The sequence below is a fragment of the Ruegeria sp. CDSA021 genome (assembly GCF_059612325.1).
Genome location: NZ_JBXWQJ010000018.1, coordinates 1 through 23,658, shown reverse-complemented (window position 1 = coordinate 23,658; position 23,658 = coordinate 1). Strand labels below are relative to the sequence as shown.

Here is a 23,658-nt window from a genome sequence, read left to right as displayed (position 1 = left end):
GTTCCCGTTGCAGTTGGGAGGGAGCGAGTTGTCCATGGTTCTAACCTGTAGGATCGTTCGTGCACTTGCGCGGTCAACTGGAGTATTTGAATGAAGCGTTTCTCAAACCTGCGACGCCCTCCGAACCTAGGAGCGCAGATACCGGCGGACTATATTGCTCAGCTCGATACAGCGATTGCCAGGCTGCATGATGAAGGACGCTACCGGACCTTCATCGACATCGAACGCCGGAACGGTCATTTTCCGCATGCGGTTCGAACCCGCCCGGACGGTTCGCAGCAGAATGTTACCGTGTGGTGTGGCAATGACTATCTGGGTATGGGCCAGCATCCGGTTGTTCTGAAGGCCATGCACGAAGCTGTTGACGCCGCAGGCGCAGGCTCGGGCGGTACGCGCAACATCTCTGGCACCACGGTCTACCACAAAAGGCTTGAGGCCGAGCTGGCTGATCTGCACGGCAAAGAAGCCGCGCTGCTGTTCACCAGCGCGTATATCGCCAATGATGCGACGCTCAGCACGCTGCCCAAACTGTTTCCTGGCCTGATTATCTATTCCGACGCGCTGAACCATGCCTCGATGATCGAAGGTGTGCGCCGCAACGGCGGCGCCAAACGCATCTTCCGTCACAATGATGTGGCACATCTGCGCGAATTGCTTGAGGCGGATGATCCCAAAGCCCCCAAGTTGATCGCTTTCGAGTCGGTCTATTCGATGGACGGCGATTTTGGCCCGATCGAAGAGATCTGCGATCTGGCCGATGAATTTGGTGCACTGACTTATATCGACGAGGTTCATGCAGTTGGCATGTACGGCCCGCGCGGTGGCGGCGTATCCCAGCGTGATCGTCTGGCGCATCGTATCGACATCATCAACGGCACGCTTGCCAAGGCTTTTGGCGTGATGGGGGGTTATATCGCGGCCAGCGAGAAAATGTGTGACACCGTGCGGTCATATGCGCCGGGTTTCATTTTCACCACCTCATTGCCGCCAGCGGTTGCGGCGGGGGCTGAGGCCTCGGTTGCCTATCTGAAAACGGCATCTGAGCTGCATGAGCAGCATCAGACCCGGGCGAAAATTCTGAAGCTGCGCCTGAAAGGGATGGGCCTGCCGCTGATCGACCATGGAAGCCATATCGTGCCCGTGATCGTCGGCAACCCGGTTCACACCAAGAAACTGAGTGATATGCTGCTGGACGATTATGGCATCTATGTGCAGCCGATCAATTTTCCGACCGTCCCGCGCGGGACCGAGCGTTTGCGGCTTACCCCATCCCCGGTGCATGGATCAGCAGAAATTGATCACCTTGTGAATGGATTAATCACGCTTTGGCCCAATGTGAATTGAATCGCACTGAGCGGGCCGGTTGACGCGCCTGCCCTTCCACCCTTTGCCCAGAACCAATTCCGGAGCTAACTTCTGATGTCACAACTATCGAATGTGATCCTAACATTATTGCAAGTCCTCTCTTTTGCTTTCGTCTTTGCCGTTGGACTCGCCGTGCTGTGGGTCGTGGTGATCTATTTCCGCGACAAGACTCAAACCGACAGCACCCTGCGGCGGAACTATCCAGTGGTGGCGCGGTTTCGGTATTTCTTTGAACATATGGGCGAATTCTTTCGGCAGTATTTCTTTGCGCAAGACCGCGAAGAGATGCCATTCAACCGGGCCGAACGGTCATGGGTTTACCGGGCGGCAAAGGATATAGACTCGACCGTCGCTTTTGGGTCGACCCGCGATTTGCGCCCAAATGGGACGGTGTATTTTGTGAACTGCCCGTTTCCGACATTGGAGCAGGACGCAATGGACCCTTCTGCTGTAACCATCGGACCTTATACGAAAAAACCCTATACGACGGATTCAGTCTTTAACATTTCAGGGATGAGCTATGGCGCAATCTCGGTGCCTGCTGTGCGTGCATTGTCATCCGGTGCAAAAGAGGCCGGTATTTGGATCAATACCGGGGAAGGCGGTTTGTCGCCCTATCATCTGGAAAGCGGCGCAGACATCGTTTTCCAGATCGGCACGGGCAAATTTGGTGTGCGTAAACCTGAAGGCGGTTTTGACGAGGACAAGCTGCGCGCTGTAGCTGCCCATGACGCGGTAAAGATGTTCGAGATTAAGCTTAGTCAAGGGGCCAAACCCGGCAAGGGCGGCATTTTGCCCGGCGCAAAAGTGACTGAGGACATAGCCAAAATACGCGGGCTGATGGTTGGCCAGGACGCGATCAGCCCCAACCGTCACCCGGAAGTTAATAGTGTCTGCGATCTTCTGGACATGATCGCTTATGTGCGCAACGTCACCGGTAAGCCAGTTGGCTTCAAGGCCGTGATCGGAGCCTATGGTTTTTTTGAAAACCTGTGTAAGGAGATTCTAAAGCGCGGTCCCGAAAGCGCCCCGGATTTTGTTACAATCGACAGCGCCGATGGCGGCACCGGTGCCGCGCCGATGAGCCTGATCGACAATATGGGCATGCCTATCCGTGAAAGCCTGCCGCTGACCGTGGATATCCTTAGGAAATTTGGCTTGAAGGATCGGGTGAAAGTCTGTGCTAGTGGCAAGATGATCAACCCTTCCGAGGTCGCATGGGCGTTTTGCGCAGGCGCGGATTTTGTGAACTCGGCGCGCGGCTTCATGTTTGCGCTTGGCTGCATTCAGGCCCTTCAATGCAACAAGAACACCTGCCCCACTGGCATCACCACCCACGATGCCAAACTGCAATTCGGACTTGATCCGGTCAGTAAAGCGGAGCGTGTCGCAAGCTATGCCAGAAACATCAAGAAAGAAGTCGGGATCATCGCCCACAGCTGTGGCGTCGCCGAACCGCGCCTGCTGAAACGGTATCACGCGCGCATCGTACTGAATAATGGCCAGTCGGCTTCGATGGACGAGCTGTATCCAGATCCACAGCTGGTGCAAGCTGCCGAATAGCCGTTCTTACAAACCCAATCGACGACGCAACCTGGGCTACGAGCCAACCCGCAATTGCATCAGGAGACCATATGTCAGCTTCTATCCCAACCGCATCATCGCCCACCAAAGCCTCGGATTTGCTGGTCGCAGCACTCGAGGCTGAAGGTGTCGAATACATCTTTGCTGTACCGGGTGAAGAAAACCTCGATCTTCTGGAATCGCTCAGACCCTCCAGTATCGAGCTGGTTTTGACCCGGCATGAACAGGGCGCGGCCTTCATGGCGGCCACCTACGGCCGGTTGACCGGTAAGGCGGGGGTCTGCATGGCAACGCTTGGTCCAGGCGCAACCAATTTTGCCACTCCGGCGGCCTATGCCCATCTGGGTGGCATGCCGCTGATCATGATTACCGGACAAAAGCCGATTAAGAAATCGAAACAGGGCCAATTCCAGATCATCGACGTGGTGGGTCTGTTTGCACCGATCTGCAAGATGTCCAAGCAGATCGTGCATGGAAACACCATCCCCTCTCTGATCCGTGAGGCGTTCCGTGTCGCGCAGGAGGAACGCCCCGGCGCTGTCCTGCTGGAACTGCCCGAGGACATTGCCGCCGAAGATACTTCGGAACCTGTTCTGAAACCGCATCCGCGTCACTATGCCGTGGCTGGTGACACGGTGTTGAACGAAGCAGCCGACATGATCCGTTCGGCAAAGATGCCTTTGCTGTTGTTGGGTGCGGGGGCCAACCGTAAACACGCGCGCAGCGCGCTCAGCCAGTTCGTTCAACAGACGCAAATCCCATTCTTCAACACGCAGATGGGCAAGGGAGTGGTGGATGAACGTTCCGATCTGTTCCTCGGCACCGCGGCGTTATCTGACGGGGACTACCTCCATTGTGCCATTGAGCGTGCCGATCTGATCATCAATGTCGGGCATGACGTCGTCGAAAAGCCCCCCTTCTTCATGGAAGAAGGCGGCACCAAAGTGATCCACGTGAACTACAAGGCCGCGCAAGTCGATCAGGTGTATTTCCCGCAGGTCGAGGTTGTTGGGGATCTGACGCAATCCATTGCTCGGCTGGGTGATAAACTGGGTGGGCCGCTGGAGTTTGATCGCAGTTACTTCGAGCGCGTCAAAAAGGAAACAGATCTACATACATCGGCAAGGGCCGATGATGCCCGGTTCCCGGTGATCCCGCAGCGCTTTGTGGCAGATACACGCAAAGTCATGGGAGATTGCGATATCATCGCGCTAGACAACGGCATCTACAAAATTTGGTACGCGCGCAACTATCAAGCCTATCAGCCCAATACGGTGCTGCTGGATAACGCGTTGGCGACAATGGGGGCCGGGCTGCCCTCGGCAATGATGGCCGCCAAGCTGTATCCTGACCGTCGCGTCATGGCGATCTGCGGCGATGGCGGGTTCATGATGAACAGCCAAGAGATTGAAACTGCGGTGCGGCTGGGCTTGAATCTGGTCGTGACGGTGCTGAACGACAGCTCATACGGCATGATCCGCTGGAAGCAGTCCCATGCAGGTTTCGACGATTGGGGGCTGGAGTTCAACAACCCCGATTTCGTGCAATATGCAAACAGCTATGGCGCGACCGGCCACCGGGTTGAGCGCACCGAGGATCTGGTGCCGATTTTCGAGGCGGCCTTCGCCGCTGGCGGTGTGCACCTGATCGATCTACCGGTCGATTACAGCGAAAACCAACGCGTGCTGATCGATGAGCTGGCCGCAAAGGTCTGCCTGATATGAGAAATGTTCTGGAGGTCGTGAATCCCTTTGATCTGATCAAAGTGGGCAGTGTAGAGCTAAGTGGATGGAATGATGTCGACGCCATGCTGGATGTTGCCGGCGCTCTTTATCGTAATCGCGATGAATGGCTGCCAGCCTACATAAGGATCGAAATCCTGAAGGAAACCGCCCGGCTGATGACTGGGCGTGCCGAGGAGTTGGCCGCGCTGATCGCCAGCGAGGGTGGCAAACCGCTGGTTGATGCCCGCGTCGAAGTCACGCGGGCCATCGATGGGGTCGAACTGTGCATTCACGAGATCGGTCAGATGGCGGGGCGGGAAATCCCGATGGACTTAACTCGGGCGGGGTCCGGCCGCATTGCGTTTACCCAACGGGAACCTATCGGCGTGGTGGTCGCGGCCAGCGCGTTCAACCATCCGCTCAACCTGATCGTGCATCAGGTGGCCCCGGCTGTGGCCGCGGGGTGCCCGGTGATTGTAAAACCGGCGTTGGATACTCCTTTGTCCTGCAAGGTTTTCGTCGACATTCTGCATCAGGCGGGTCTGCCGCAAGACTGGTGCCGGTTCGCCGCCTGCCACAATGACGTGGCCGAACAAATGATCACCGATCCGCGCGTTGGGTTTTTCTCTTTCATCGGTTCAGCTCGGGTTGGCTGGATGCTGCGGTCGAAACTTGCGCCCGGCACGCGCTGTGCGTTGGAACATGGCGGCGCGGCCCCGGTGATCGTGGATGAAACCGCTGATATCGACGCGATGATCCCATTGTTAACCAAGGGCGGGTTCTATCATTCCGGGCAGGTTTGTGTTTCCGTTCAGCGCGTCTTTGCCCCCACAGCAATGGCCGCCGAGGTCGCGCAGAAACTGACTGATGCGGCCGCCGCGCTGAAGGTCGGAGACGCCCGCGATCCCAGCGTGGATTGCGGCCCCCTGATCCGTCCTGCCGAGGTCGACCGCGTCGAAGCCTGGGTGAACGAGGCCGTTCAGGCCGGGGCAACCGTGTTGACAGGCGGCAAACGACTTGGGCCGACAACTTATGCACCAACAGTCCTGCTAAACCCGCCAGCAGATGTGCGTGTTTCCACTGCCGAGATTTTCGGGCCGGTTGTTTGTGTTTATGGGTATGACAGTCTGGGGGATGCGTATTGCACCGCGAATGGTCTGCCTTTTGCGTTTCAGTCTGCGGTTTTCACCAAAAACCTCGATACCGCCATGCAGGCCATTCAGCGGCTGGATGCTACAGCGGTCATGGTGAACGATCATACCGCCTTCAGGGTTGACTGGATGCCATTCGCAGGTCGCCGTCAGTCTGGATATAATACGGGCGGTATCGGTTACACGATCCACGACATGACGCAGGACAAGATGGCCGTGATCCAGTTGTGAAGTGTTGGGCGGTGTAGTGATCCGCTAGATCTAACCTCTTTGCCTGGCAGTTCTTGAGGTGAATCTCAAACCAGCCATTCGAGAAATCGCAGCGAAAGCTAACTTTGCCCCGCGAGGCAGCCTTTCGTACTCGCTCCACAGAACGGCCATCGCTCAACCAGAGATCGCTTCACACATAACCGCTTCAGCGACGTTCGCGGATTGCCTCCGCCCCATCATGCCTCGATCTGCTGCTCAATGCAGAAAGTGAATCAGCGACTTGCGGCGAGATCAACCAAGAGTTTTTCAACACAATCCGGACAAAGCTGACTATCACCCGTGGCAGGCGAATGTCTGGTATCTATCATCTTACTTCGCGCGCGAGCTGAACCCAAAACGCGATCCCGTGATCTATCGCGGCGTCGTTGAAATCGTAAGATGGGTTATGCAGCGGCATCGCATGGCTGCCGCTCTCTCCATTTCCCATAAGGATGAAAGCGCCGGGACGGTGCGTCAGAAATTCAGCGAAGTCTTCAGAAAACCCAACGCGGCCATACTCTTTGTCAACTGAACCAACTGCGCGCGCGGCGTTTGCCACTATCCGGGTTGCCTTGTCTTCATTCACCAAAGGCCGGAATGAGGTTGAGTACTCAAGTTCCGCTTCGGCCCCCTGCGCTGCGCAAAGTCCGTCAACGATTGCACGCATTCGAACCTGGATCTTTTCCGACACTTGGCTCGTAAACCCCCGGCAATCCCCTTTCAGAATAACATTGCTTGGCAGGATGTTGCGTGCACCATCGGTGAGAAATTCGGTGACGGACACGACGGCGTGTTGGCTTGCCTGCAATGACCGCGAGACAATGGATTGGAGTTGCATCACGATTGCAGAGCCAACGACGATGGGATCAATCCCCTTGTCGGGCATGGAGGCATGCCCACCACGCCCCTTTATCCTGATCTCGAAATTGTCTTCGAAAGCACAGAACGGTCCGGCCTGTGTGGCGAAGTGACCAAGGGCCATCCCTGGCATGTTATGTAGGCCATAAACTTCGGACATAGAGAACCGCTCGAACAGCCCATCTTCAATCATGGCCGCCGCGCCGTTGCCGTTTTCTTCGTCAGGCTGAAAGATGAAGTGGATCGTACGGTCCAGGGACGGGTCCGCAGCGAGTTTCAGGGCAGCGCCGAGCAGCATGGTGCTATGCCCGTCATGGCCGCAGCCGTGAAATTTACCTGGACATGTCGAGCGATGTTCGAAGCCATTTGCTTCTTCAATTGGCAGCGCGTCCATGTCCGCTCGGAAGCCAATTGCACTGTCGCTTGGGCCCCGCTTCAAGGTTGCAACGAGGCCCGAACGTCCCACGCCTCGCACCACCTCAAGACCCGCGCTCTCCAACTGCTCGGCAATCAAGCGCGGCGTGCGCTCCAGATCAAAACCCGTTTCGGGATGCGCGTGGAGGTTACGGCGAAAGGCAGTGAGATCAAGCAACGGAAACGCCTCCTTCGGAAAGAATAACCAAGGGCATCGGGACGTCTTCGCGCATCGCAGCGGCAAGGCCCGCTGCGCCGGACGGAGTGGTCGAGAACCCCAATTCATGCGCGTACGCTACGGCCTCTTCAGCCTGCACATCGCTGATCGTGACCCATTCGTTCGCGTGCTCATTGAGGATGTCTAGGGCCAGCATGGAAGGTGTTTTGCAATCAAGTCTTCCCATATTGGACACGGGACCTTCAACTGTGACGATCTTGCCTGCTTGGGCGCTATTGCGCAGGCAAGGCGCGGCGTCAGGCTCTACAACGATGATCCTTGGTTGAACCGTCCAGGTTGTTCGGATCATGTAGGCAATCGCTGCCGCCAGCCCACCGACTCCTGCTTGTAGATAGACATCGCTCGGCCACTGACCCGACGTCTCAAAGGATGTGCGCATCTCTTCGGCGATTACTGTGTAGCCTTCCATCACCAGCCGGGGCGGATCGGTGTATCCGGGCCAGGACCCGTCGGCGAGATGAATAGCTCCGTTGTTTTTTGCATCAGAAATTGCGGCCTGAACGCTGGCCTCATAGTCCTCGCCAGCGCGGACCACCTCGGCACCTTTGTCACGCAAACGACGGGCAAAATCTTCCGGCACTGTTTGAGACAGATGTATGCGGGCCTTCGATCCAAAAAGCCGCGCCCCAGCAGCGACGGCGAGACCATGATTACCCGCACTGGCACAGACGAAGGTCATGATTCGGGCAACGTTACCAACAGCCGCATCCAAAAAGCTTTGCGGATTGAGAGAACCACCGCATTGGCCCTCTATGAGTTTCGCAACGGCGTAGACCCCGCCAAGTGCCTTGAAAGCGCCAAGCCCCATCCGATCAGTTTCGTCCTTGATCATCAGGGAGCGGCCGTTGAACTCCCGCACTTCGAGAGGCGAAGCCTGATAGGCAGGGCAAGCTTCGAGCAAGGCGAGCGGTTTGGTCACGTCGAGTTTCGCAATATCTTTCATGGTCGTCATACTAGAGCGTCAAGGCTATACATGTCGGTCAATTTTTACCAATATTCGGAAAAATTTCTCACAAAGGCGGTTTTCTTGACCATGAAGCTAGACTCCCTCGACCGCAAACTCCTCGAACTGGCGCAAATCGATGCACGCATGGGGCTCGAAGCATTGGCCTCAGAAACCGGGCTCTCTGTCGCCTCCGTACAACGGCGGCTCAAAGCATTGAAAGCTTCTGGAACGATCACTTCAGAGGTCGCCGTCGTTGACCCACGGAAGGCAGGCGTAGCGATGCGCTTCGTCGTAATGGTGGAACTGGAACGTGAGCGTCAAGACCAGATAGACGCCTTCGCGAGACAGGTGCAGGCAGAGCCAAGAGTCCAACAGTGCTACTACATCACGGGAGATGCCGATTTCTGCTTGATCTGCACCGCGAGGGACATGGATGATTTCGAACACCTCACCAAACGCCTGTTCTTTGACAACTCGAACGTCCGACGGTTTAGAACATCGGTCGTCATGCGGCCTCACAAAGTTGGGCTGGGTGTGCCTATGTTGGGCTGAGCTCTAATTGCTCTGAAAGACCCGGAATGCCGTCATTCACCGCTGAGCAGAAACAAGGATTTTGGGCTCGCCACCGCCATTCTCTGCGGATCGCATGGACCGGTGGCAGGAGCCCCAAGGGGATGAGGTGGGTGGCTCCTGCTCCACCGGCATCGATGTGGAAGCTATGACGAAAGAGGAGTGGTGTACCAGCCGTGCATCGCACCAGGCAGGGGACATTGGTGCGCCGCGCGGCATCGGTCAATATTGGGCTCGTAGATGAGCAGATGACTCAATCAAAAATCGTTTCACATAACCCCCATACCGCGACGTTCGCACTTTGTTGCTGCGTCATCCATCAACTTAGGGCTGCGAAATGCCGTTTGCTCAATTGAACTTTGTTGCGCCCTTACCAAGCTGTCATCGTAGTGATGGAGATTATCCTGCTCTAAAGTGGCCAGATAGGAATTTTGTCGCAAATTTCATTCAAGTAACTGTGCGCCGCTGAGGTCAAAGTGTTTGGGGAACATTGTACTCAGAAAACGGAAAACAATTCTAATTGCCTCGTTGCGATCAAAAGAGTCCGGGTGGAGTAGGTAATCGGTCCACATACCTTCCAACATGGCGAGTGTGCCGTGCGTAGCGTCCCGTGCAACCTGATTGGGGTTTTCGATTTCAGCTTCCTTTGCAATTCGCGCAAACGCGTTGAAGACCAGGTTCCGAAGCTTCGCGTCGCGTGTGTCTGAAAAGGCCGCGATTGCCGCTCGGTTTCTGGCCTCACCGCGAAATGCGTACCAAATGGAGACATTCTTCTTGTTAAGGATGGCTTCGCTCAAATCCCCCCGAACAATCATCTCAATATGTTCCTGGCCTGTTTGTCCGGTCGTCTCCAGCAAGGCATAGATGCCGTTGTAATATTGCTCGGACGAGTAGCGGGCTGCTTCGTCAACCAAATTATCCTTGCCGCCGAAATGAAGGTGAATCATGCCGCGGGACAATTCGGCGCGCTGAATGATTTCGCTGACGGATGTCTCTGAAATCCCTTTCTCTGCGACCGAGTCAAGTACTGCCTGGATCAGGGATAGTCGATTTTGTTCGCGAATTTCTTGGCGTCTTCCAGTCATTTGATCAAGCAATTCTGTTTGTTTCCAGCCTCTTGCGCAGCCTTCTAGCGGATTTTGCGAAATTGGCCAGCACCGGTTGTGAAAATATCAGTTGACACAGCTAGCCTGAAAATTCCAGATTTAAATGGACGATTGTCCATTTTGTGATGGCTGTCGTCGCGCCACCAAAAGCAAAGTTCTGCAGGGAAGCATGGCTGGAGTCTTACGAAGTGACACGGGCAAGGGCCTAATACTGAGCGCGCCTGCGACGCTCTATGTCGGTCTGCTTGTTGCTGTGCCGCTGTGCATTCTGGTCGCATACAGCTTTTGGACCCAGACATATGTCGAGATTGACCGAACACTTACGTGGGCGAATTACCAAGAGGCGTTCACTGACCCCTTGGTTCGTCATTTGATAATCAGATCGGTGGCGATTGCAGGGGCGGTGACACTGGCAACGGTTTGTCTGGCCTATCCGGTCGCCTATTTCATCGCATTTCGGACAAAAAAGAAGACCCTTTGGCTGTTGCTGATCACCATTCCATTTTGGAGCAGCTACCTGTTGCGGGTGTTCAGCTGGAAACTGATCCTTGGCTTCAATGGAGTGATGAACTCTGCTTTGATATCGCTAGGACTGATACAGGAACCTCTGACATTCCTGCTCTACAACGAGTTCGCCGTTGTACTAACGCTTGCGCACGCCTGGGCGCCATTTGCGATCCTGCCGATATATGTGTCGCTGCAAAAGATCGATCGTAGCCTGTTGGAGGCAGCAACCGACCTTGGCTGCAGCAAACTCGAAAGGTTTGTCCGCGTGACTTTACCTCTGACAGTGCCGGGGATCATTGCGGCCTGTCTGATCATTTTCATCCCTACAGTGGGCGACTACGTGACACCGGCTTTGGTCGGTGGGTCGCAGGGTAAAATGGTTGCCAACCTCATTCAGGTGCAATTTGGCGCCGCTAATAACTGGCCGTTGGGTGCAACACTGTCTCTGCTGGCCATGCTTTCGGTCGCTTGCGTCGCAATCTTGTTTGTGGTGGTCGTCACCGCTCTGGGGCGGAGGATCAGATGACCAAGGCTTTTCGGATCCCATGGTTGCTGGTTTATGTGATAGCCTATCTAGTGTTTCTCTACCTGCCGGTTTTGCTTTTGCCGTTGTTTTCGTTCAACGACGGAACCATCGTGGCCTTCCCGCTAAAAGGGTTCACGTTGAAATGGTACGCACAGTTGGGTCAGCAGGACACGCTGCTGCAGGCGATGGTGAACTCTTTGATCGTCGGCAGCGTGACTGCCCTGATGGCAACGTCTTTAGGTCTGTTCGCAGCACGCGCCTATGTTCGTTACCGATTCACCGGGCGCGAGTTGTCCGAGGGCCTCGTGATGCTTCCGCTAGTCATCCCCGGCATCATCGTAGCCAGTTCGATGCTGGTTCTTTTCATCAGCGTCGGACTGAAGCCATCGCTGACAACAGTGATCCTTGGGCATGTGTTCGTGGCGCTGCCTTTTTCCGTATCGATCATGAAGTCCGCCTTTGACGATTTCGATCAGTCTCTGGAAGAAGCCGCCTTTGACCTTGGCGAAAGCGTTGTGGGAACGTTTCGGCGCGTCACTCTGCCCATTGTTGCGCCGGGCATCGTCGCGAGCCTTCTGGTCACATTCACCGTGTCCTTTGACGAGTTCGTGCTGGCCTTCTTCCTGTCCGGCAACAGCCCGACGCTGCCGGTCTATATCTGGAGCCAGATCCGCTTCCCGGCAAAACTGCCTAACACGCTGGCACTGGGATCGCTGCTTTTGATGTCCTCGGTCCTGCTTCTGTTGATCGCCGAATATTTCCGCCGCCGTTCCACCCAATCCTCGGATTGAAGCCAAAGGAAACGAACAAGATGAGCGAACAGATCATCATCGAAATTCAGGGCGTTGAAAAACGCTTTGGCTCCTTTGTGGCTGTATCCGATCTGAACCTGACCTTGAAAGAGGGTGAGTTCTTTTCGCTGCTTGGGCCTTCAGGCTGCGGAAAGACAACAGCTTTGCGCATCATTGCTGGTTTTCAGGATCACGAAGAGGGTGAAGTCCGGATAGACGGTCGGACGATGGGAGAGGTGCCTGCCAATAAGCGGCCCACCAATATGGTGTTCCAAAGTTATGCGATCTTTCCGCACCTGAATGTGGGTGACAACGTTGGGTTCGGATTGCGCAAGACAAAGCTATCACGCAAGGAAATCAAGGACCGCGTTGCCGAAGCTCTCGAGATGGTGGAACTCGGCGGCTTGCAGGATCGCAAGGCCAATGAGTTGTCGGGCGGTCAGCGTCAGCGCGTGGCTCTCGCCCGCGCGCTGGTCATGCGGCCGAAGGTGCTGTTGTTGGATGAGCCACTTTCCGCGCTGGACAAGAACCTGCGTGAAGCGATGCAGCTAGAAATGCGCCGTCTGCAGCAAAAGCTGGGCATTACCTTCGTCATGGTCACGCATGATCAGTACGAGGCGATGACCATGTCTGACCGGATCGGCGTAATGTTCGCCGGCCAGCTGAAACAGGTCGACAAGCCCGAGGTTCTGTATTCCCAACCCTGCAACCGGGAAGTGGCCTCTTTCATTGGCGGAATGAACTTTCTGGATGCCGAGGTAATGGCTGAAAATTCTGAAACGCTGGAGGTTACTGTTCAGGGGTTCGGGCAGATGACTATCGGGGTGAATCCAAACGTTCAGGTGCATGACAAGGAACTGCTGGTCGGCGTTCGGCCCGAGCAATTGGAGATCAGCGCAGAAAAGCCAGAAGGCTACGACGCTTGTGTTCAGGGCGAGGTGTCGGACGTCGCCTTCTATGGTGAGAGCGTCCACTACTATGTGCGTATCGACGGACTGCCCGAAAGCATCGCCGTCGCAGTGCCGAACTACTTTCACACAGTCGATCACAGCCGCGGGGATACCGTCTGGCTTGGCGTTCAAAGCGCCTCGGTGATTGATCTGGGTAAGCGTGAATCTTTGGGAGGAGACAAATGACTAAAACATCATCACTTATGGCAGCGGTGGTTGCCACCTTTGCTGCCAGCCAAGCTCTGGCCAATGCGGCTGATCTAACCGTTTTTGACTGGTCCGGATATGAGGATCAGGGCTTTTTCGGCGACTATGTCGAAAAGTACGGCGGTCCGCCCAGCTACACCTATTTCGGTAGCGTAGACGAAGCGTTCACCAAGCTTCAATCCGGATTTGAAGCTGATCTGGCCCACCCCTGCACCGACGCCCTGAGAAAATGGGTGGCGGCGGACATGATCAAGCCGATCGACACCAGCAAGCTGGAGAACTGGGACAAACTGATGCCCAAGATCAAAGAGGTCGATGGCATCACGATCGACGGGCAGACCTACATGGTGCCGTTTGAGTGGGGCAATACCGGCCTGATCTACCGCACGGATATGATTTCGGCGGATGATGTTTCGTTGCAACTGCTGGCGGATCCCGCCTACCAGGGCAAGGTTGCCATCCCAGACGCCGCCTCCAGTGCCTTTGCCATGGCGGCGCTGGCAACCGGTGCCTCCAGCTATACCGATATGAGCGACGAGGAATTCCAGGAAGCGGCGGACTACTTGCGCGCGATTCATCCGAATGTGCGCTTCTACTGGTCAGACGCGGGCCAGCTGGATCAAGCTATTGCCAGTGGAGAAGTGACAATGGGTTGGGGTTGGAACCAATCGGAACTGAACTTGATCTGGAACGAAACCCCGGCTGTCATGATGCGTGATGTTGACAAGGGCATCGCAACCTGGGTCTGCGGTTATGTGCATCTGAAATCTGCCAAGCAGTCGGATGAGCAGGTATATGACATGCTGAACGCACTCAGCTCTGCCGCCAGCGGCAAGTACATTATCGAAAGCTGGGGTTACGCCCATGCCAACGAGGACGCGTTCGCCCAAGCTGATCCGGAACTGATCGATACCTATGGGTTCTCGGACGTGGACAGCTTCTTTGAAGGCAGCCTGTTCTTTGATGCGGTTAACCCCGAGCTGGAATCCAAGATGCTGAAGGAGTTCGAACGCATCAAGGCGGGCTTCTAAGGGCACCTCAGCGACACAACGGGGGAATGTCGGGAACTTAAAAAACCCTGCCATTCCCACGAAACTATTTCCGATTTTCTGGAGGATGCGCGGTAATGTCAGGCGCTGGCGGATATTCTGTTCTCTTCGAGCCGGTTCAGATCGGGCCAGTGACGGCCCGAAACCGGTTCTATCAGGTTCCCCACTGTAACGGTCTGGGGCACTTAAGACCGCAGGCAGAAGCCGCCATGCGGGCGATGAAGGCCGAAGGTGGTTGGGCTGTTGTGTCCAATCAAGAGACAGAAATACACCCGACTTCAGACCTGTCCCCTTATGCCGAGAACCGGCTGTGGGACGAGCGGGATATTCCGGCGCTGCGCTTAATGACAGAGGCAGTGCATAGCAAGGGGTCTTTAGCGGCGATTGAACTGGCGCATAACGGTCACCATGCGCAAAACCACCTGAGCCGAGCCCCCTTGCTGGCCCCGTCAGAGCTCGCCTTGCAGGCCGCATATCCAAAGCAGGCTCGGGCGATGGACAAGTCAGACATTCGCGAGTTCCGCAAGTGGCACCGCGCCGCGGCGCGACGTTCGCGCGAGGCTGGTTTTGATATTGTGTATGTTTATGCCGGGCATCACATGACCCTGCCGCACCACTTTATGCTGCCGCAGTTCAATGATCGGACCGATGAATACGGCGGTTCGTTAGAGAACCGAGTGCGGCTTACCCGAGAACTTCTGGAAGAGACCAGAGAAGAAGTCGGAGATGAATGTGCAATAGCCCTTCGGTTTGCAGTCGATGAAATGCTCGGGCCGGACGGGATGCAGGCGCACGAAGAGGGACGTGCCGTTGTCGAATTGCTGGCAGAGCTGCCAGATCTATGGGACGTGAACGTCGCGGATTGGAGCAACGACTCTGCGACGACCCGGTTTGAGCCCCGGGACGGTTTTCAAACCTCATACATCGAATTCGTTAAACAGGTGACATCCAAGCCTGTTGTGGGCGTCGGGCGTCTGACTTCTCCGGATTTGATGGTGTCATTGGTCGGGAAGGGCATCCTTGACTTTATCGGCGCGGCACGACCATCCATCGCCGATCCCTTTCTTCCCAACAAGATCAGGGAAGGGCGCATCGAAGAAATCCGAGAATGCATCGGCTGTAATATCTGCGTTTCTTCCGATACTCTGGGTGTCCCCATCCGGTGCACCCAAAACCCGACGATGGGCGAAGAGTGGCGTCGGAAATGGCATCCTGAGGTCATAGAACGCCGGGGAAAAGAAGAATCTGCGCTCGTAGTTGGCAGTGGTCCCGCGGGGCTGGAATGCGCCATGCAGTTGGCTCGTCGGGGCTATGAGGTAACCCTTGCCGAAGCGAAGCAAGAGCTTGGCGGTCGCGTTTTGCAAGAATCCAGCCTGACCGGGCTATCCGCCTGGAAACGCGTGACCGATCACAGGATCTATGACCTGCAACAACGCGGGAACGTTCAACTGTTCACCGACAGCCGTCTTTCGGCAAATGAAGTTGTCGAACTGGGCATTCCGAACGTCTTTCTGGCAACTGGCGCATCATGGCGGCGGGATGGCCGAGGAAAATCTGCATTCCATGGCGTATCAATGGGCGCGGGCTCTCAGGTTTTTACTCCCGACGACATCATGTCAGGGGAAGTACCAGGGGACGGTCCGATTTTGGTCTACGATGATGATCAGGCCTATCTAGGCGGGGTGCTGGCGGAACACTTAGCTCAAGCCGGGCGACAGGTCGTATTTGCAACCCCGGCCTCGATGGTCTCGCCCTTCACAGAGCTGACGTTGGAACAGACCAAAGTGCAACGCAGCCTGCTGGAAAAGGGCGTTCATCTGGCGTTGTCGCAGACCTTGGCCAGCTTTGCGCCAGGTCAGGCGAAATTGCACTGCGTCTACACTGGGCGAGAACGATCCATTGAATGCAGTTCCGTTGTGTTAGTGACGCAACGAATGCGAGACACCACACTTTACGATGAGCTTTGCGGTTTGACCGCCAGTCCGCTGAATACGTTGGAATTGATCGGTGATGCTGCAAACCCAGGCTTGATTGCGGACGCTGTATACTCGGGTCACATGGCTGCCCGAAACTTCGAGCGCGATGCGGGCGATATCGACCGTGAATTTTTCCGCCGCGAACTCGTTTCCCTTGAACCTGTGTGAGGTGCGCTATGCCAAAAGATGACTTACAAGTAATGCGCGACTTGATGGAAGTGCAGCGGGAAGGTTTCGCCTTGCCACGTCACTTCTATACATCTCAGGCAGTATACGAGAACGATATCAGTACGTTCTGGAACAACAACTGGATCTGGGTCGGCCATGTCAGTCAGATCGCAGAACCCGGTGACTATTTTCTGTTCGACTACGGGCCCGAGTCCGTGATCATTGTTCGGGATCGCGAGGGTGAAGTTCGCGCGCATCTGAACGTTTGCCGTCACCGAGGATCGCGTGTTTGCACTGAACAGAAAGGCAAGGCGCGCAATTTCATCTGTCCCTATCACGCGTGGACCTTTGACTTGAACGGTAAACTGCGAAACGGGCGGTCCATGGGTTCGGATTTTGACCCGAGCCGATACGGGTTGTTCCCGGTTCAGGTAAAGATCTTCCAAGGTCTGATTTTTGTCTGCGTAGCAGAAGACGCCCCGCCGCTGGACGCTGCGTTGGAAAAGCTGGCCCCGCTTTCACGGCCATTCGATTTCGAAAACCTGAAGGTCGCGCATGAGGCGTCATACCCGGTTCCTGCAAACTGGAAACTGGCTTTGGAGAATTATCTGGAATGCTATCACTGCGCTCCGTCCCATCAGGATTACTCACGCAGTCATTCCCTGAAAGACCCCGCTCAGGTTCTGGAATTCAGCGGGGCACTTCATGAGCGGATGGACGAAGCCGGAGTACCCACCGAAGAGCTTGACCTGACCGGTGAAAACGCGGTCGCACCGGGCGCAGATGTCTATTGGCGGCGCTACCCGCTCTTCCCGGGCTATTTGACAGGAAGCAAAGATGGCGTGCCGTTGGCTCCGCCTTTGGGAAAGCTAAAGGGCCATGACGGCGGCGCTACAGATTTAGGGATCGGGACGCTCAACTATTTCCTCGTCTACGCGGATCATGTGGTTGGGTATCGGTTCGTCCCGCGTGCTCTTCAAGAAACGGATATTCAGATCGTTTGGTACGTACGCGGCGACGCTGAAGAGGGTCGCGACTATGACAAGGATGCCCTGACGTGGCTCTGGCATGTGACGTCGCTCGATGACGAACGGATCATCCGACACAATCAGGAAGGCGTGAACTCTTACCGCTTCGAGCCGGGGCCGCTGTCCGAGATGGAATGGAGCATTCCCGGCTTCTATCGCAATTACTTCGGCATGATCTGAGACGCGCAAAATTCGGAGAAAGACTATGACAGAGTTAACGCAGCGCAGGTCAAGACGGCGCGGGGGCGGGCGTGAAGCACGAGCGGCAGTGCGAACCAGCAACGCCGCCTCGCAGGCAATCTGGCCAGGTATCCCGGGTGGGCGATACAAACCGCTGTCAGACGCCGATATGGTGCGCATTCACGAGGCTGCACTCACCATTCTGGAAAGAACTGGGGTAGGGGACCCCACTCCGGAAGTTCTTGATCTCGTGTTGCCCAAAGGGGCTACGGTGAACGAGCATGGCAGGCTGTGCTTTGCTCGGTCGTTGATGGAAGACCTGTTGGCCACGGCGGCAAACGAGTTCTATGTCCATGCGCGCGGATCGCGTGCTGGTAAGGACGACATGCACTGCACCAAGGACAATGTGTATTACGCAAACTCCGGCACTGCGGTGACAACGTTCGACGCGGAAACGCGGAGTTACAGGCCATCAACCCTCAAGGACATATACGACTTCACCCGTTTGGTGGACCGGCTCGACAACATTCACATGACGGGTGATACGGTTCTGGCAACGGATGTCCCGCAGGACTACGAGCATGACATGAGCATGCTCTACGCCATTCTGGCAGGTAGCGAAAAACCATCTTGCCTGACCTTCAGAACCCGCGAACACATTCAAGACGCGATCCATTTATTCGATCTGGCATCAGGCGGAGAGGGCAAGTTCCTTGAAAAGCCCTCGGTCATTTTTGGCGGCTGCCCCATCGTATCCCCGCTTCGGTTTGGACGGGAAAACCTGGAAATCCTGATCGATACGGCGAAAATGGGGCTTGTCTGCGATCTTGCAGTTCCGCCGCAAGCCGGGGCGACATCGCCTGCGCCGCTGGCCGGCACTTTGGCGCAAGCTGTGGCTGAGACGCTGTCGTGTGTCGCCATTGCCAATTTAATCAACCCGGGCACACCGGTGGTTTTCGCGGCCTGGCCCTTCATCACCGATCTGCGCACAGGATCGTTTACGGGCGGCAGTGGCGAGCAGGCGTTGATCTCGGCTGCGGCCATTCAGATGGGCAATTTCTACAACCTGCCGACCAGTGTCGGCTGTGGCATGACAGATTCCAAGATTCCCGATGCGCAATACGGTTTGGAAAAGGCGTTGACCTTCGCTTTAGCTGCCCATGCCGGGGCCAACAGGCTCTGTGAATTTGGCGGGATGCTTGGCAGCCTGATGGGCTGTAGCTTTGAGTCGATGGTCATCGATAACGAGGCTGCGGGCATGATCTCGCGAACGCTGCGGGGGATCGAGGTGAGCGACGATACGCTTTCGGTCGATGTAATCCACGAATGTGCAATTGATCCCGGTCACTTCCTCGGCAACGTGCAGACCTTGCAATACATGGAAACCGAGTTTGTCTATCCGACCCTGATGGATAGGAAACTGACCGATACCTGGGAGAAAGCCGGTCGTCAGGATATGTTCGAGCGGAGCCGGTCAGTAGTGGACGATATCCTATCCAATCATTACCCGAACTACTTTGGCAGTAAGGTAGATGAAGAGGTTCGGTCAAAGTTCCCGATCAAACTGCCCCTTGAGGCGATGCGCGCAGGGTAAGTGCTGCGGAGCATAGGAAAGGCGTCGCAACGTGCAAGGTTGCGACGCAGCCCTGTTGCGATGTCTATGTCCTGAACGCACCCTCGCGCGTCAGGTCGTCGGTCGCCAGCCGGATGCCTTTTTCAAGTATGTCAAACATCTGGTTCAACTCGTCTTCTGTGATGATCAGCGGTGGGGAAAACACACACATGTTGATGATCGGCCGCAAGATCAGCCCGTTCTCCTGACAATGCTTGTCAATCAGTGCACCGACGGATTTATCCAGGTCCAAAAGGTTGTCTGCCTGGGCGTCCGCAACGCATTCAACGCAACCAACCAGACCCATACCGCGGGCGTCACCTACCAGCGGCAGCTCTGCCAGAGTTTGAAGGCGCTCTTCGAATAGCGGTGTGATCGCGCGGACATGCTCCAGAACGCCGTCGCGTTCCATGATTTCGATCGTCTTCAACCCAGCTGCCGTGCTCACCGGATGGCCCGAATAGGTGAAGCCGTTTGAAAATGTTGCGTCCTGCGCGTTTTCACCGGTCACATCTGCAATCAGCCGGTCAGAGATGATGCAGGCCCCCATAGGTACATATCCAGACGTCATTCCTTTGGCACAGGTGATGATGTCCGGTTGAGTCCCAAAGACGTCTTCGGACGCAAACCAATGGCCCAATCGACCGAACCCGGTTACGACCTCGTCTGAAATATATAGGACTTCGTACTTCCGGCAGATTTCCAGGCAACGCTGATGATACCCCTGCGGAGGCACGATGACGCCACCCGAACACAGGATCGGTTCAGCGATGAAAGCAGCCACCTTGTCTGCTCCGGTTTGCAGGATCATGTTCTCCAGATCCGCGATTTTTTCGTCCAGGAAATTCTTGACCGTCTGTCCGGGGCGACGTGCATACGGGTTCACGTTCGGAAGGAAACGCGTCAGGTGAGAGGCTTGGTCCAGCCATCCTTTGTCCCGCTCTTTTCCGGATACCGAGGCCGCCAGGTAAGTCGATCCGTGATAGGCCTTCTGCCGCGAAATCACGATTTTCTTTTCAGGTTTTCCCAGCAAGTTGTTGCGGAACTGGACGAAGCGAAGTGCACTGTCCACCGCCGTCGACCCGCCGGTCGTGAAGAACACATGGTTCAGGTCGCCTGGCGTTCTCTTGGCGATCTCGTACGCTAACCGAGCCGGAGCCGAATTTGCATTGTTGAAGGGAGAAAAATACGCCATCTCCCTTGCCTGCTGGGCCATCGCATCGGCAATCTCAGTGTTGCCATAGCCCAATTGAACGCACCACATGCCGGCAGGCCCGTCTATCAGGCGCTTTCCATCCTCTGTCACAACGTGAATGCCAAACCCGCTTTCAGCAAACGTCCGTTCATTTTCACCCAGACAAGACATCCCTTCCCACGGGTGCAGGAAGTGTTCGTTGTCCCAATCACGTATGGACTGAAAGCTTGAATTCAAAAGGGTCATTCGGCACCTTTGTGTAACATAAATCACAAAATGAACAATCATTCATTCAATGTCAATCCTTGGACTTTCATTCCACTAGATGCGAGAAGTCAGAGAGAGCACCCCAGCGAAGGATGACGAGATTACTGTCGAGCCAAATATCCCAACTAATGCCCGGGATCTGAGTAAGTTGCAGAACCGGAAGCAGCTGATCCAAGCGGCTGCGGATGCTATCTATACATTCGGAATTCGGGGGACGACCTCGGCAAGAATCCAGGAACTGTCAGGATTGTCGCGGGGAATGGTGAACCTGCACTTTGGCTCCAAGGAGAACCTTCTTCTTGCGGTAGCAGAGGAGTTGGCGGCGCGCTATGCAGGGCAGTGGAAGGCAATCGCAAACAATCCAGAGTTAGACGCCGCTGAAAAGCTGATTTCTATCATAAAAGCGGACTTCGATCCTTTGGTCCTTAACTCGAGGGACGTTGCGATCTGGTTTTCGTTTCGAGCAGAAGCGCTTTCGAACCCACACATATTTCCATTCATCGACTCACGGGACAAAGGCTTCCGAGCGGTGATCCTGGAGCTGTTGGAGCAATTAAAGAGCGAAGGTGAGTACGAAGACGTCGATGCCAAACTTGCAACAGACGCATTAACCGCAATGCTGGAAGGGCTTTGGACGGATTACCATTTGCATTCAGATACCTTCATTCCCGATGAGGCCTTGAACCTCTGCCTGTTTGTTTTGCGGTCAATGTTTCCGGCGCACTTTAGCACCCAGTCCGTCCATGGTTGAAGATAACTGAAGGACTTGGAACTACCCGTGGGCAATCATGAACCCGTCGGCGTGTCCGACTGCGCCTCGTGGTTCATTCGACGCAGGTCGTTTATCATTGCTTTGGCCAGAGATACGCACATAAGCAGCAAAACAACGCTGAACGGAAGTGCACCGATGATCATCGAATTGGTCAAAGCCTCTAGCCCACCTCCACCCGCAATCAGCAACGTTCCAATGACAAGCGTCAGCAGGACGCCCCAGATGATGCGATGAAGCAAGCCGGTGTCCTCAGAGCCACCAGACATGATCGTGTTCATCACAAGGATGCCGGAGTCGGCGGATGTAACAAGGAATGTCATTGTTAACAGCACACACATGACGCTCATAACCGTGAGAAAGTCGCCCGAGATCATTTCGCCCAGCGTGACAAACAGTGTGGATGTTGTCGAAGCGGCAAGGATTGACCCATTGGCATCCCCATTCAACTCCAAGTCAATGGCGGCTCCACCCAGAATGGCCATCCAGGCGAAGCAAACCAAGGATGGGGCAATGACCGCGCCAAGAATAAATTCGCGCACGGTTCGTCCTTTAGAGATCCGCGCCAGAAAAAGACCCACAAAGGGCGAAAACGCGATCCACCAAGCCCAGTAAAAGGTTGTCCATCCAGCTTGCCACTCAAACAAGCGCCCTTGTGTGCCTGCATCGTAAGCCGCGTCCTTGGTCGCGTCGGAAAGATCGGCGGCATTGGTGCTCAACCCGTCAAGAAATGCCGCTTTCGTTCCCCAGGCATCTGTCACGCCTGTGAATAACTCTCCGATGAAAGGTGCCGCCTCTGCCGGTAATACCGACGCAAACTCGGCTTCCGATATCGGGCGATAGGCTTGAAAGCTCAACGGAATGAAGTTTTGGATATAGTCGATCAACGCCGTAGCGTATGTTGTCGCGGCAAATGAAAACGATCCAAAAACAATGAAAACGGCCAGCAAAACCAGAGACAACAAGAGGTTAATGTTCGACAGGTATTTGACGCCGCGCCCTACACCAGAGACGGCAGAGAGTGTCGACATTATCATAACCAGTGCAAGCGCTGCGATGAGCCCAGTGGTCGAAGGCTTCATTGTGGTCGCGGCATTTTCCACAAGCCAATTCGCACCTGTAATCAGAAACGCGCCATCCACCAGTTGAGAAACGCCATATCCGATCGTGACCGCAACGCCGAGTATCGTTGCCACGACCCCGAGTATATCGATCACATGTCCGGCAACACCGTTGGAGTATTCGCCAAGTAACGGGGTCAGCGCTGTTCGGATCGTCAGCGGCATGCCGCGGGTAAAGGCGTAGTAGGCAAGGCTTAGACCTGTGACCACGTATATTGCCCAAGCGTGAAAACCGGTGTGCAAGAAAGTATAGCGGTAGGCTCCTTCTATCGCCTCCTCACTTTTGGGCGTGACTTCCCTAGAAACGGTCAATGGATTGGTTTCCCACAGACCAAGCGGTTCAGCAGTTGCATAGACCATGAGGCCCACGCCCAAACCTGCTCCAAACATCATGGAAAACCATGAGAAGTTCGAGAATTCGGGCTTCTCGCCTTCTGCTCCCAGCCTTATTCGCCCGGTTGCAGGAATGAGCGCGACAAGAAAAAGGAAGAGTACAAAAAGACCGACGGACAGGTTGTAGAACGTGTTGAATTCAGCCAACAACCCTGACTTCCAAGATCGCAAGGTGTCGTTTGCAGATAATGGCCACACCAACGCCCAAAGGACCAGCAGGGATACCGAGAACTTGCTCACCAGCGCAATTGGCAGGCTATATCCTTTGTAAAACCCAGCCCGTTGCGTTTCTATTTTGAGGTCTGTGAAAGGGTCCTCAAGCGTCATGTCTTCCCGGTCTCTCATAGATTTTCTGCCTTGCACGCAGCGCTGCCGGGCCTAACCCTCAGCATGAGCACATGCGACGCTTCTAACATCCAAAGAATAGACCTGATCTGCAACGATTTTCCACTGCTATGACTTTGGCCCATAAGATCAGCCAAGTAGTTTCTGCGTGTTTGTAGGTTGGCTGTTGCCCGAAACAATTTGGCCTTTGATTGTCGCAAACTATAAGGTGATGGAGGGACCTGCCTGGCGGAAAATTCGTGAGGCGATGCTTGCAAGCCACAGGTTTTGAGAGGGTCAATTTACTTTGGGTCAGGACCCATTGATTTCCAGCTAGCTGCGTGATTCACGGCTCGAAAACCGAGCAGTGAACATGTCTGATCTTTTCCG

General features: G+C 55.3%; 17 protein-coding genes and 1 pseudogene. 13 read left to right on the top strand and 5 right to left on the bottom strand.

The genetic code is table 11. The features are described from left to right. Positions 1–90: 90 nt before the first annotated feature. From hemA to AC2FLD_RS19245, 4 genes and pseudogenes are all read left to right on the top strand, one after another. Positions 91–1,367: pseudogene (gene hemA / locus AC2FLD_RS19260) on the top strand (5-aminolevulinate synthase). Between the two features lie 52 nt (positions 1,368–1,419). After that, positions 1,420–2,928: an FMN-binding glutamate synthase family protein gene (locus AC2FLD_RS19255; protein ID WP_496672760.1), complete on the top strand. Its 1,509-nt coding sequence runs from the start codon at positions 1,420–1,422 to the stop codon at positions 2,926–2,928. 71 nt (positions 2,929–2,999) lie between these two features. Further along, a complete protein-coding gene (locus tag AC2FLD_RS19250) occupies positions 3,000–4,673 on the top strand; it encodes an acetolactate synthase large subunit (protein ID WP_050605379.1) in 1,674 nt (557 codons plus the stop codon). After that, positions 4,670–6,055, top strand: a complete 1,386-nt coding sequence (locus AC2FLD_RS19245; RefSeq protein WP_496672763.1) for an aldehyde dehydrogenase family protein — start codon at positions 4,670–4,672, stop codon at positions 6,053–6,055. The genes AC2FLD_RS19250 and AC2FLD_RS19245 overlap by 4 nt, the downstream gene beginning before the upstream one ends. Before the next feature lie 343 nt (positions 6,056–6,398). Here the strand turns inward: AC2FLD_RS19245 and AC2FLD_RS19240 are convergent, their stop codons facing one another. Further along, positions 6,399–7,523 carry an amidohydrolase gene (locus AC2FLD_RS19240; protein WP_496672766.1) on the bottom strand — a complete coding sequence of 375 codons (1,125 nt, stop codon included), beginning with the start codon at positions 7,521–7,523 and terminating at the stop codon, positions 6,399–6,401. Continuing rightward, positions 7,516–8,535 (bottom strand): pyridoxal-phosphate dependent enzyme, encoded by a 1,020-nt coding sequence (locus AC2FLD_RS19235; RefSeq protein ID WP_496672768.1) that lies wholly within the window; start codon positions 8,533–8,535, stop codon positions 7,516–7,518. Before AC2FLD_RS19235 ends, AC2FLD_RS19240 begins: the two co-directional genes overlap by 8 nt. 21 nt (positions 8,536–8,556) lie before the next feature. Here AC2FLD_RS19235 and AC2FLD_RS19230 point away from each other — a divergent pair, with 21 nt between their 5' ends. After that, entirely contained in the window at positions 8,557–9,081 is a 525-nt protein-coding gene (locus tag AC2FLD_RS19230; RefSeq protein WP_496672771.1) for an Lrp/AsnC family transcriptional regulator, read from the top strand. A gap of 461 nt (positions 9,082–9,542) precedes the next feature. Here AC2FLD_RS19230 and AC2FLD_RS19225 read toward each other — a convergent pair whose 3' ends face one another. Continuing rightward, a complete protein-coding gene (locus AC2FLD_RS19225; protein WP_496672774.1) occupies positions 9,543–10,196 on the bottom strand; it encodes a TetR family transcriptional regulator C-terminal domain-containing protein in 654 nt (217 codons plus the stop codon). 178 nt (positions 10,197–10,374) lie between these two features. Between AC2FLD_RS19225 and AC2FLD_RS19220 the strand changes: the two genes are divergently transcribed. The 7 genes from AC2FLD_RS19220 to AC2FLD_RS19190 all read left to right on the top strand — a co-directional run bounded on the left by AC2FLD_RS19220 (position 10,375) and on the right by AC2FLD_RS19190 (position 19,181). After that, entirely contained in the window at positions 10,375–11,238 is an 864-nt protein-coding gene (locus AC2FLD_RS19220) for an ABC transporter permease (protein WP_496672776.1), read from the top strand. Continuing rightward, a complete protein-coding gene (locus AC2FLD_RS19215) occupies positions 11,235–12,029 on the top strand; it encodes an ABC transporter permease (protein ID WP_050605374.1) in 795 nt (264 codons plus the stop codon). Before AC2FLD_RS19220 ends, AC2FLD_RS19215 begins: the two co-directional genes overlap by 4 nt. Before the next feature lie 20 nt (positions 12,030–12,049). Further along, the gene (locus AC2FLD_RS19210; RefSeq protein WP_496672779.1) at positions 12,050–13,165 is read left to right on the top strand and encodes an ABC transporter ATP-binding protein; all 1,116 of its coding nucleotides are present in this window, start codon (positions 12,050–12,052) and stop codon (positions 13,163–13,165) included. Then, positions 13,162–14,217: an extracellular solute-binding protein gene (locus AC2FLD_RS19205; protein ID WP_496672782.1), complete on the top strand. Its 1,056-nt coding sequence runs from the start codon at positions 13,162–13,164 to the stop codon at positions 14,215–14,217. The genes AC2FLD_RS19210 and AC2FLD_RS19205 overlap by 4 nt, the downstream gene beginning before the upstream one ends. Before the next feature lie 95 nt (positions 14,218–14,312). Beyond that, positions 14,313–16,379: an oxidoreductase gene (locus AC2FLD_RS19200; RefSeq protein WP_496672784.1), complete on the top strand. Its 2,067-nt coding sequence runs from the start codon at positions 14,313–14,315 to the stop codon at positions 16,377–16,379. Between the two features lie 8 nt (positions 16,380–16,387). Beyond that, positions 16,388–17,587, top strand: coding sequence for an aromatic ring-hydroxylating oxygenase subunit alpha (locus tag AC2FLD_RS19195; protein WP_496672787.1), 1,200 nt, complete (start codon positions 16,388–16,390; stop codon positions 17,585–17,587). A gap of 25 nt (positions 17,588–17,612) precedes the next feature. Further along, positions 17,613–19,181, top strand: a complete 1,569-nt coding sequence (locus tag AC2FLD_RS19190) for a trimethylamine methyltransferase family protein (RefSeq protein WP_496672790.1) — start codon at positions 17,613–17,615, stop codon at positions 19,179–19,181. A 64-nt stretch (positions 19,182–19,245) separates the two neighbouring features. Here AC2FLD_RS19190 and AC2FLD_RS19185 read toward each other — a convergent pair whose 3' ends face one another. Then, positions 19,246–20,640: an aminotransferase gene (locus tag AC2FLD_RS19185; RefSeq protein ID WP_496672793.1), complete on the bottom strand. Its 1,395-nt coding sequence runs from the start codon at positions 20,638–20,640 to the stop codon at positions 19,246–19,248. 79 nt (positions 20,641–20,719) lie between these two features. Here AC2FLD_RS19185 and AC2FLD_RS19180 point away from each other — a divergent pair, with 79 nt between their 5' ends. Then, complete coding sequence (locus AC2FLD_RS19180; protein ID WP_496672796.1) at positions 20,720–21,412, top strand: TetR/AcrR family transcriptional regulator; 693 nt, start codon at positions 20,720–20,722, stop codon at positions 21,410–21,412. 35 nt (positions 21,413–21,447) lie between these two features. On the opposite strand, the gene AC2FLD_RS19175 is transcribed toward AC2FLD_RS19180, so the two are convergent. Continuing rightward, complete coding sequence (locus tag AC2FLD_RS19175; RefSeq protein ID WP_496672802.1) at positions 21,448–23,271, bottom strand: BCCT family transporter; 1,824 nt, start codon at positions 23,269–23,271, stop codon at positions 21,448–21,450. Positions 23,272–23,658: the final 387 nt, after the last annotated feature.

Bases quoted from the DNA above. Each gene is read 5' to 3' on its own strand.
- AC2FLD_RS19255 (WP_496672760.1), top strand. From the start codon at position 1,420: ATGTCACAACTATCGAATGTGATCCTAACATTATTGCAAGTCCTCTCT.
- AC2FLD_RS19250 (WP_050605379.1), top strand. From the start codon at position 3,000: ATGTCAGCTTCTATCCCAACCGCATCATCGCCCACCAAAGCCTCGGAT.
- AC2FLD_RS19245 (WP_496672763.1), top strand. From the start codon at position 4,670: ATGAGAAATGTTCTGGAGGTCGTGAATCCCTTTGATCTGATCAAAGTG.
- AC2FLD_RS19235 (WP_496672768.1), bottom strand. From the start codon at position 8,535: ATGACGACCATGAAAGATATTGCGAAACTCGACGTGACCAAACCGCTC.
- AC2FLD_RS19230 (WP_496672771.1), top strand. From the start codon at position 8,557: ATGTCGGTCAATTTTTACCAATATTCGGAAAAATTTCTCACAAAGGCG.
- AC2FLD_RS19220 (WP_496672776.1), top strand. From the start codon at position 10,375: ATGGCTGGAGTCTTACGAAGTGACACGGGCAAGGGCCTAATACTGAGC.
- AC2FLD_RS19215 (WP_050605374.1), top strand. From the start codon at position 11,235: ATGACCAAGGCTTTTCGGATCCCATGGTTGCTGGTTTATGTGATAGCC.
- AC2FLD_RS19210 (WP_496672779.1), top strand. From the start codon at position 12,050: ATGAGCGAACAGATCATCATCGAAATTCAGGGCGTTGAAAAACGCTTT.
- AC2FLD_RS19205 (WP_496672782.1), top strand. From the start codon at position 13,162: ATGACTAAAACATCATCACTTATGGCAGCGGTGGTTGCCACCTTTGCT.
- AC2FLD_RS19200 (WP_496672784.1), top strand. From the start codon at position 14,313: ATGTCAGGCGCTGGCGGATATTCTGTTCTCTTCGAGCCGGTTCAGATC.
- AC2FLD_RS19195 (WP_496672787.1), top strand. From the start codon at position 16,388: ATGCCAAAAGATGACTTACAAGTAATGCGCGACTTGATGGAAGTGCAG.
- AC2FLD_RS19190 (WP_496672790.1), top strand. From the start codon at position 17,613: ATGACAGAGTTAACGCAGCGCAGGTCAAGACGGCGCGGGGGCGGGCGT.
- AC2FLD_RS19185 (WP_496672793.1), bottom strand. From the start codon at position 20,640: ATGACCCTTTTGAATTCAAGCTTTCAGTCCATACGTGATTGGGACAAC.
- AC2FLD_RS19180 (WP_496672796.1), top strand. From the start codon at position 20,720: ATGCGAGAAGTCAGAGAGAGCACCCCAGCGAAGGATGACGAGATTACT.
- AC2FLD_RS19175 (WP_496672802.1), bottom strand. From the start codon at position 23,271: ATGACGCTTGAGGACCCTTTCACAGACCTCAAAATAGAAACGCAACGG.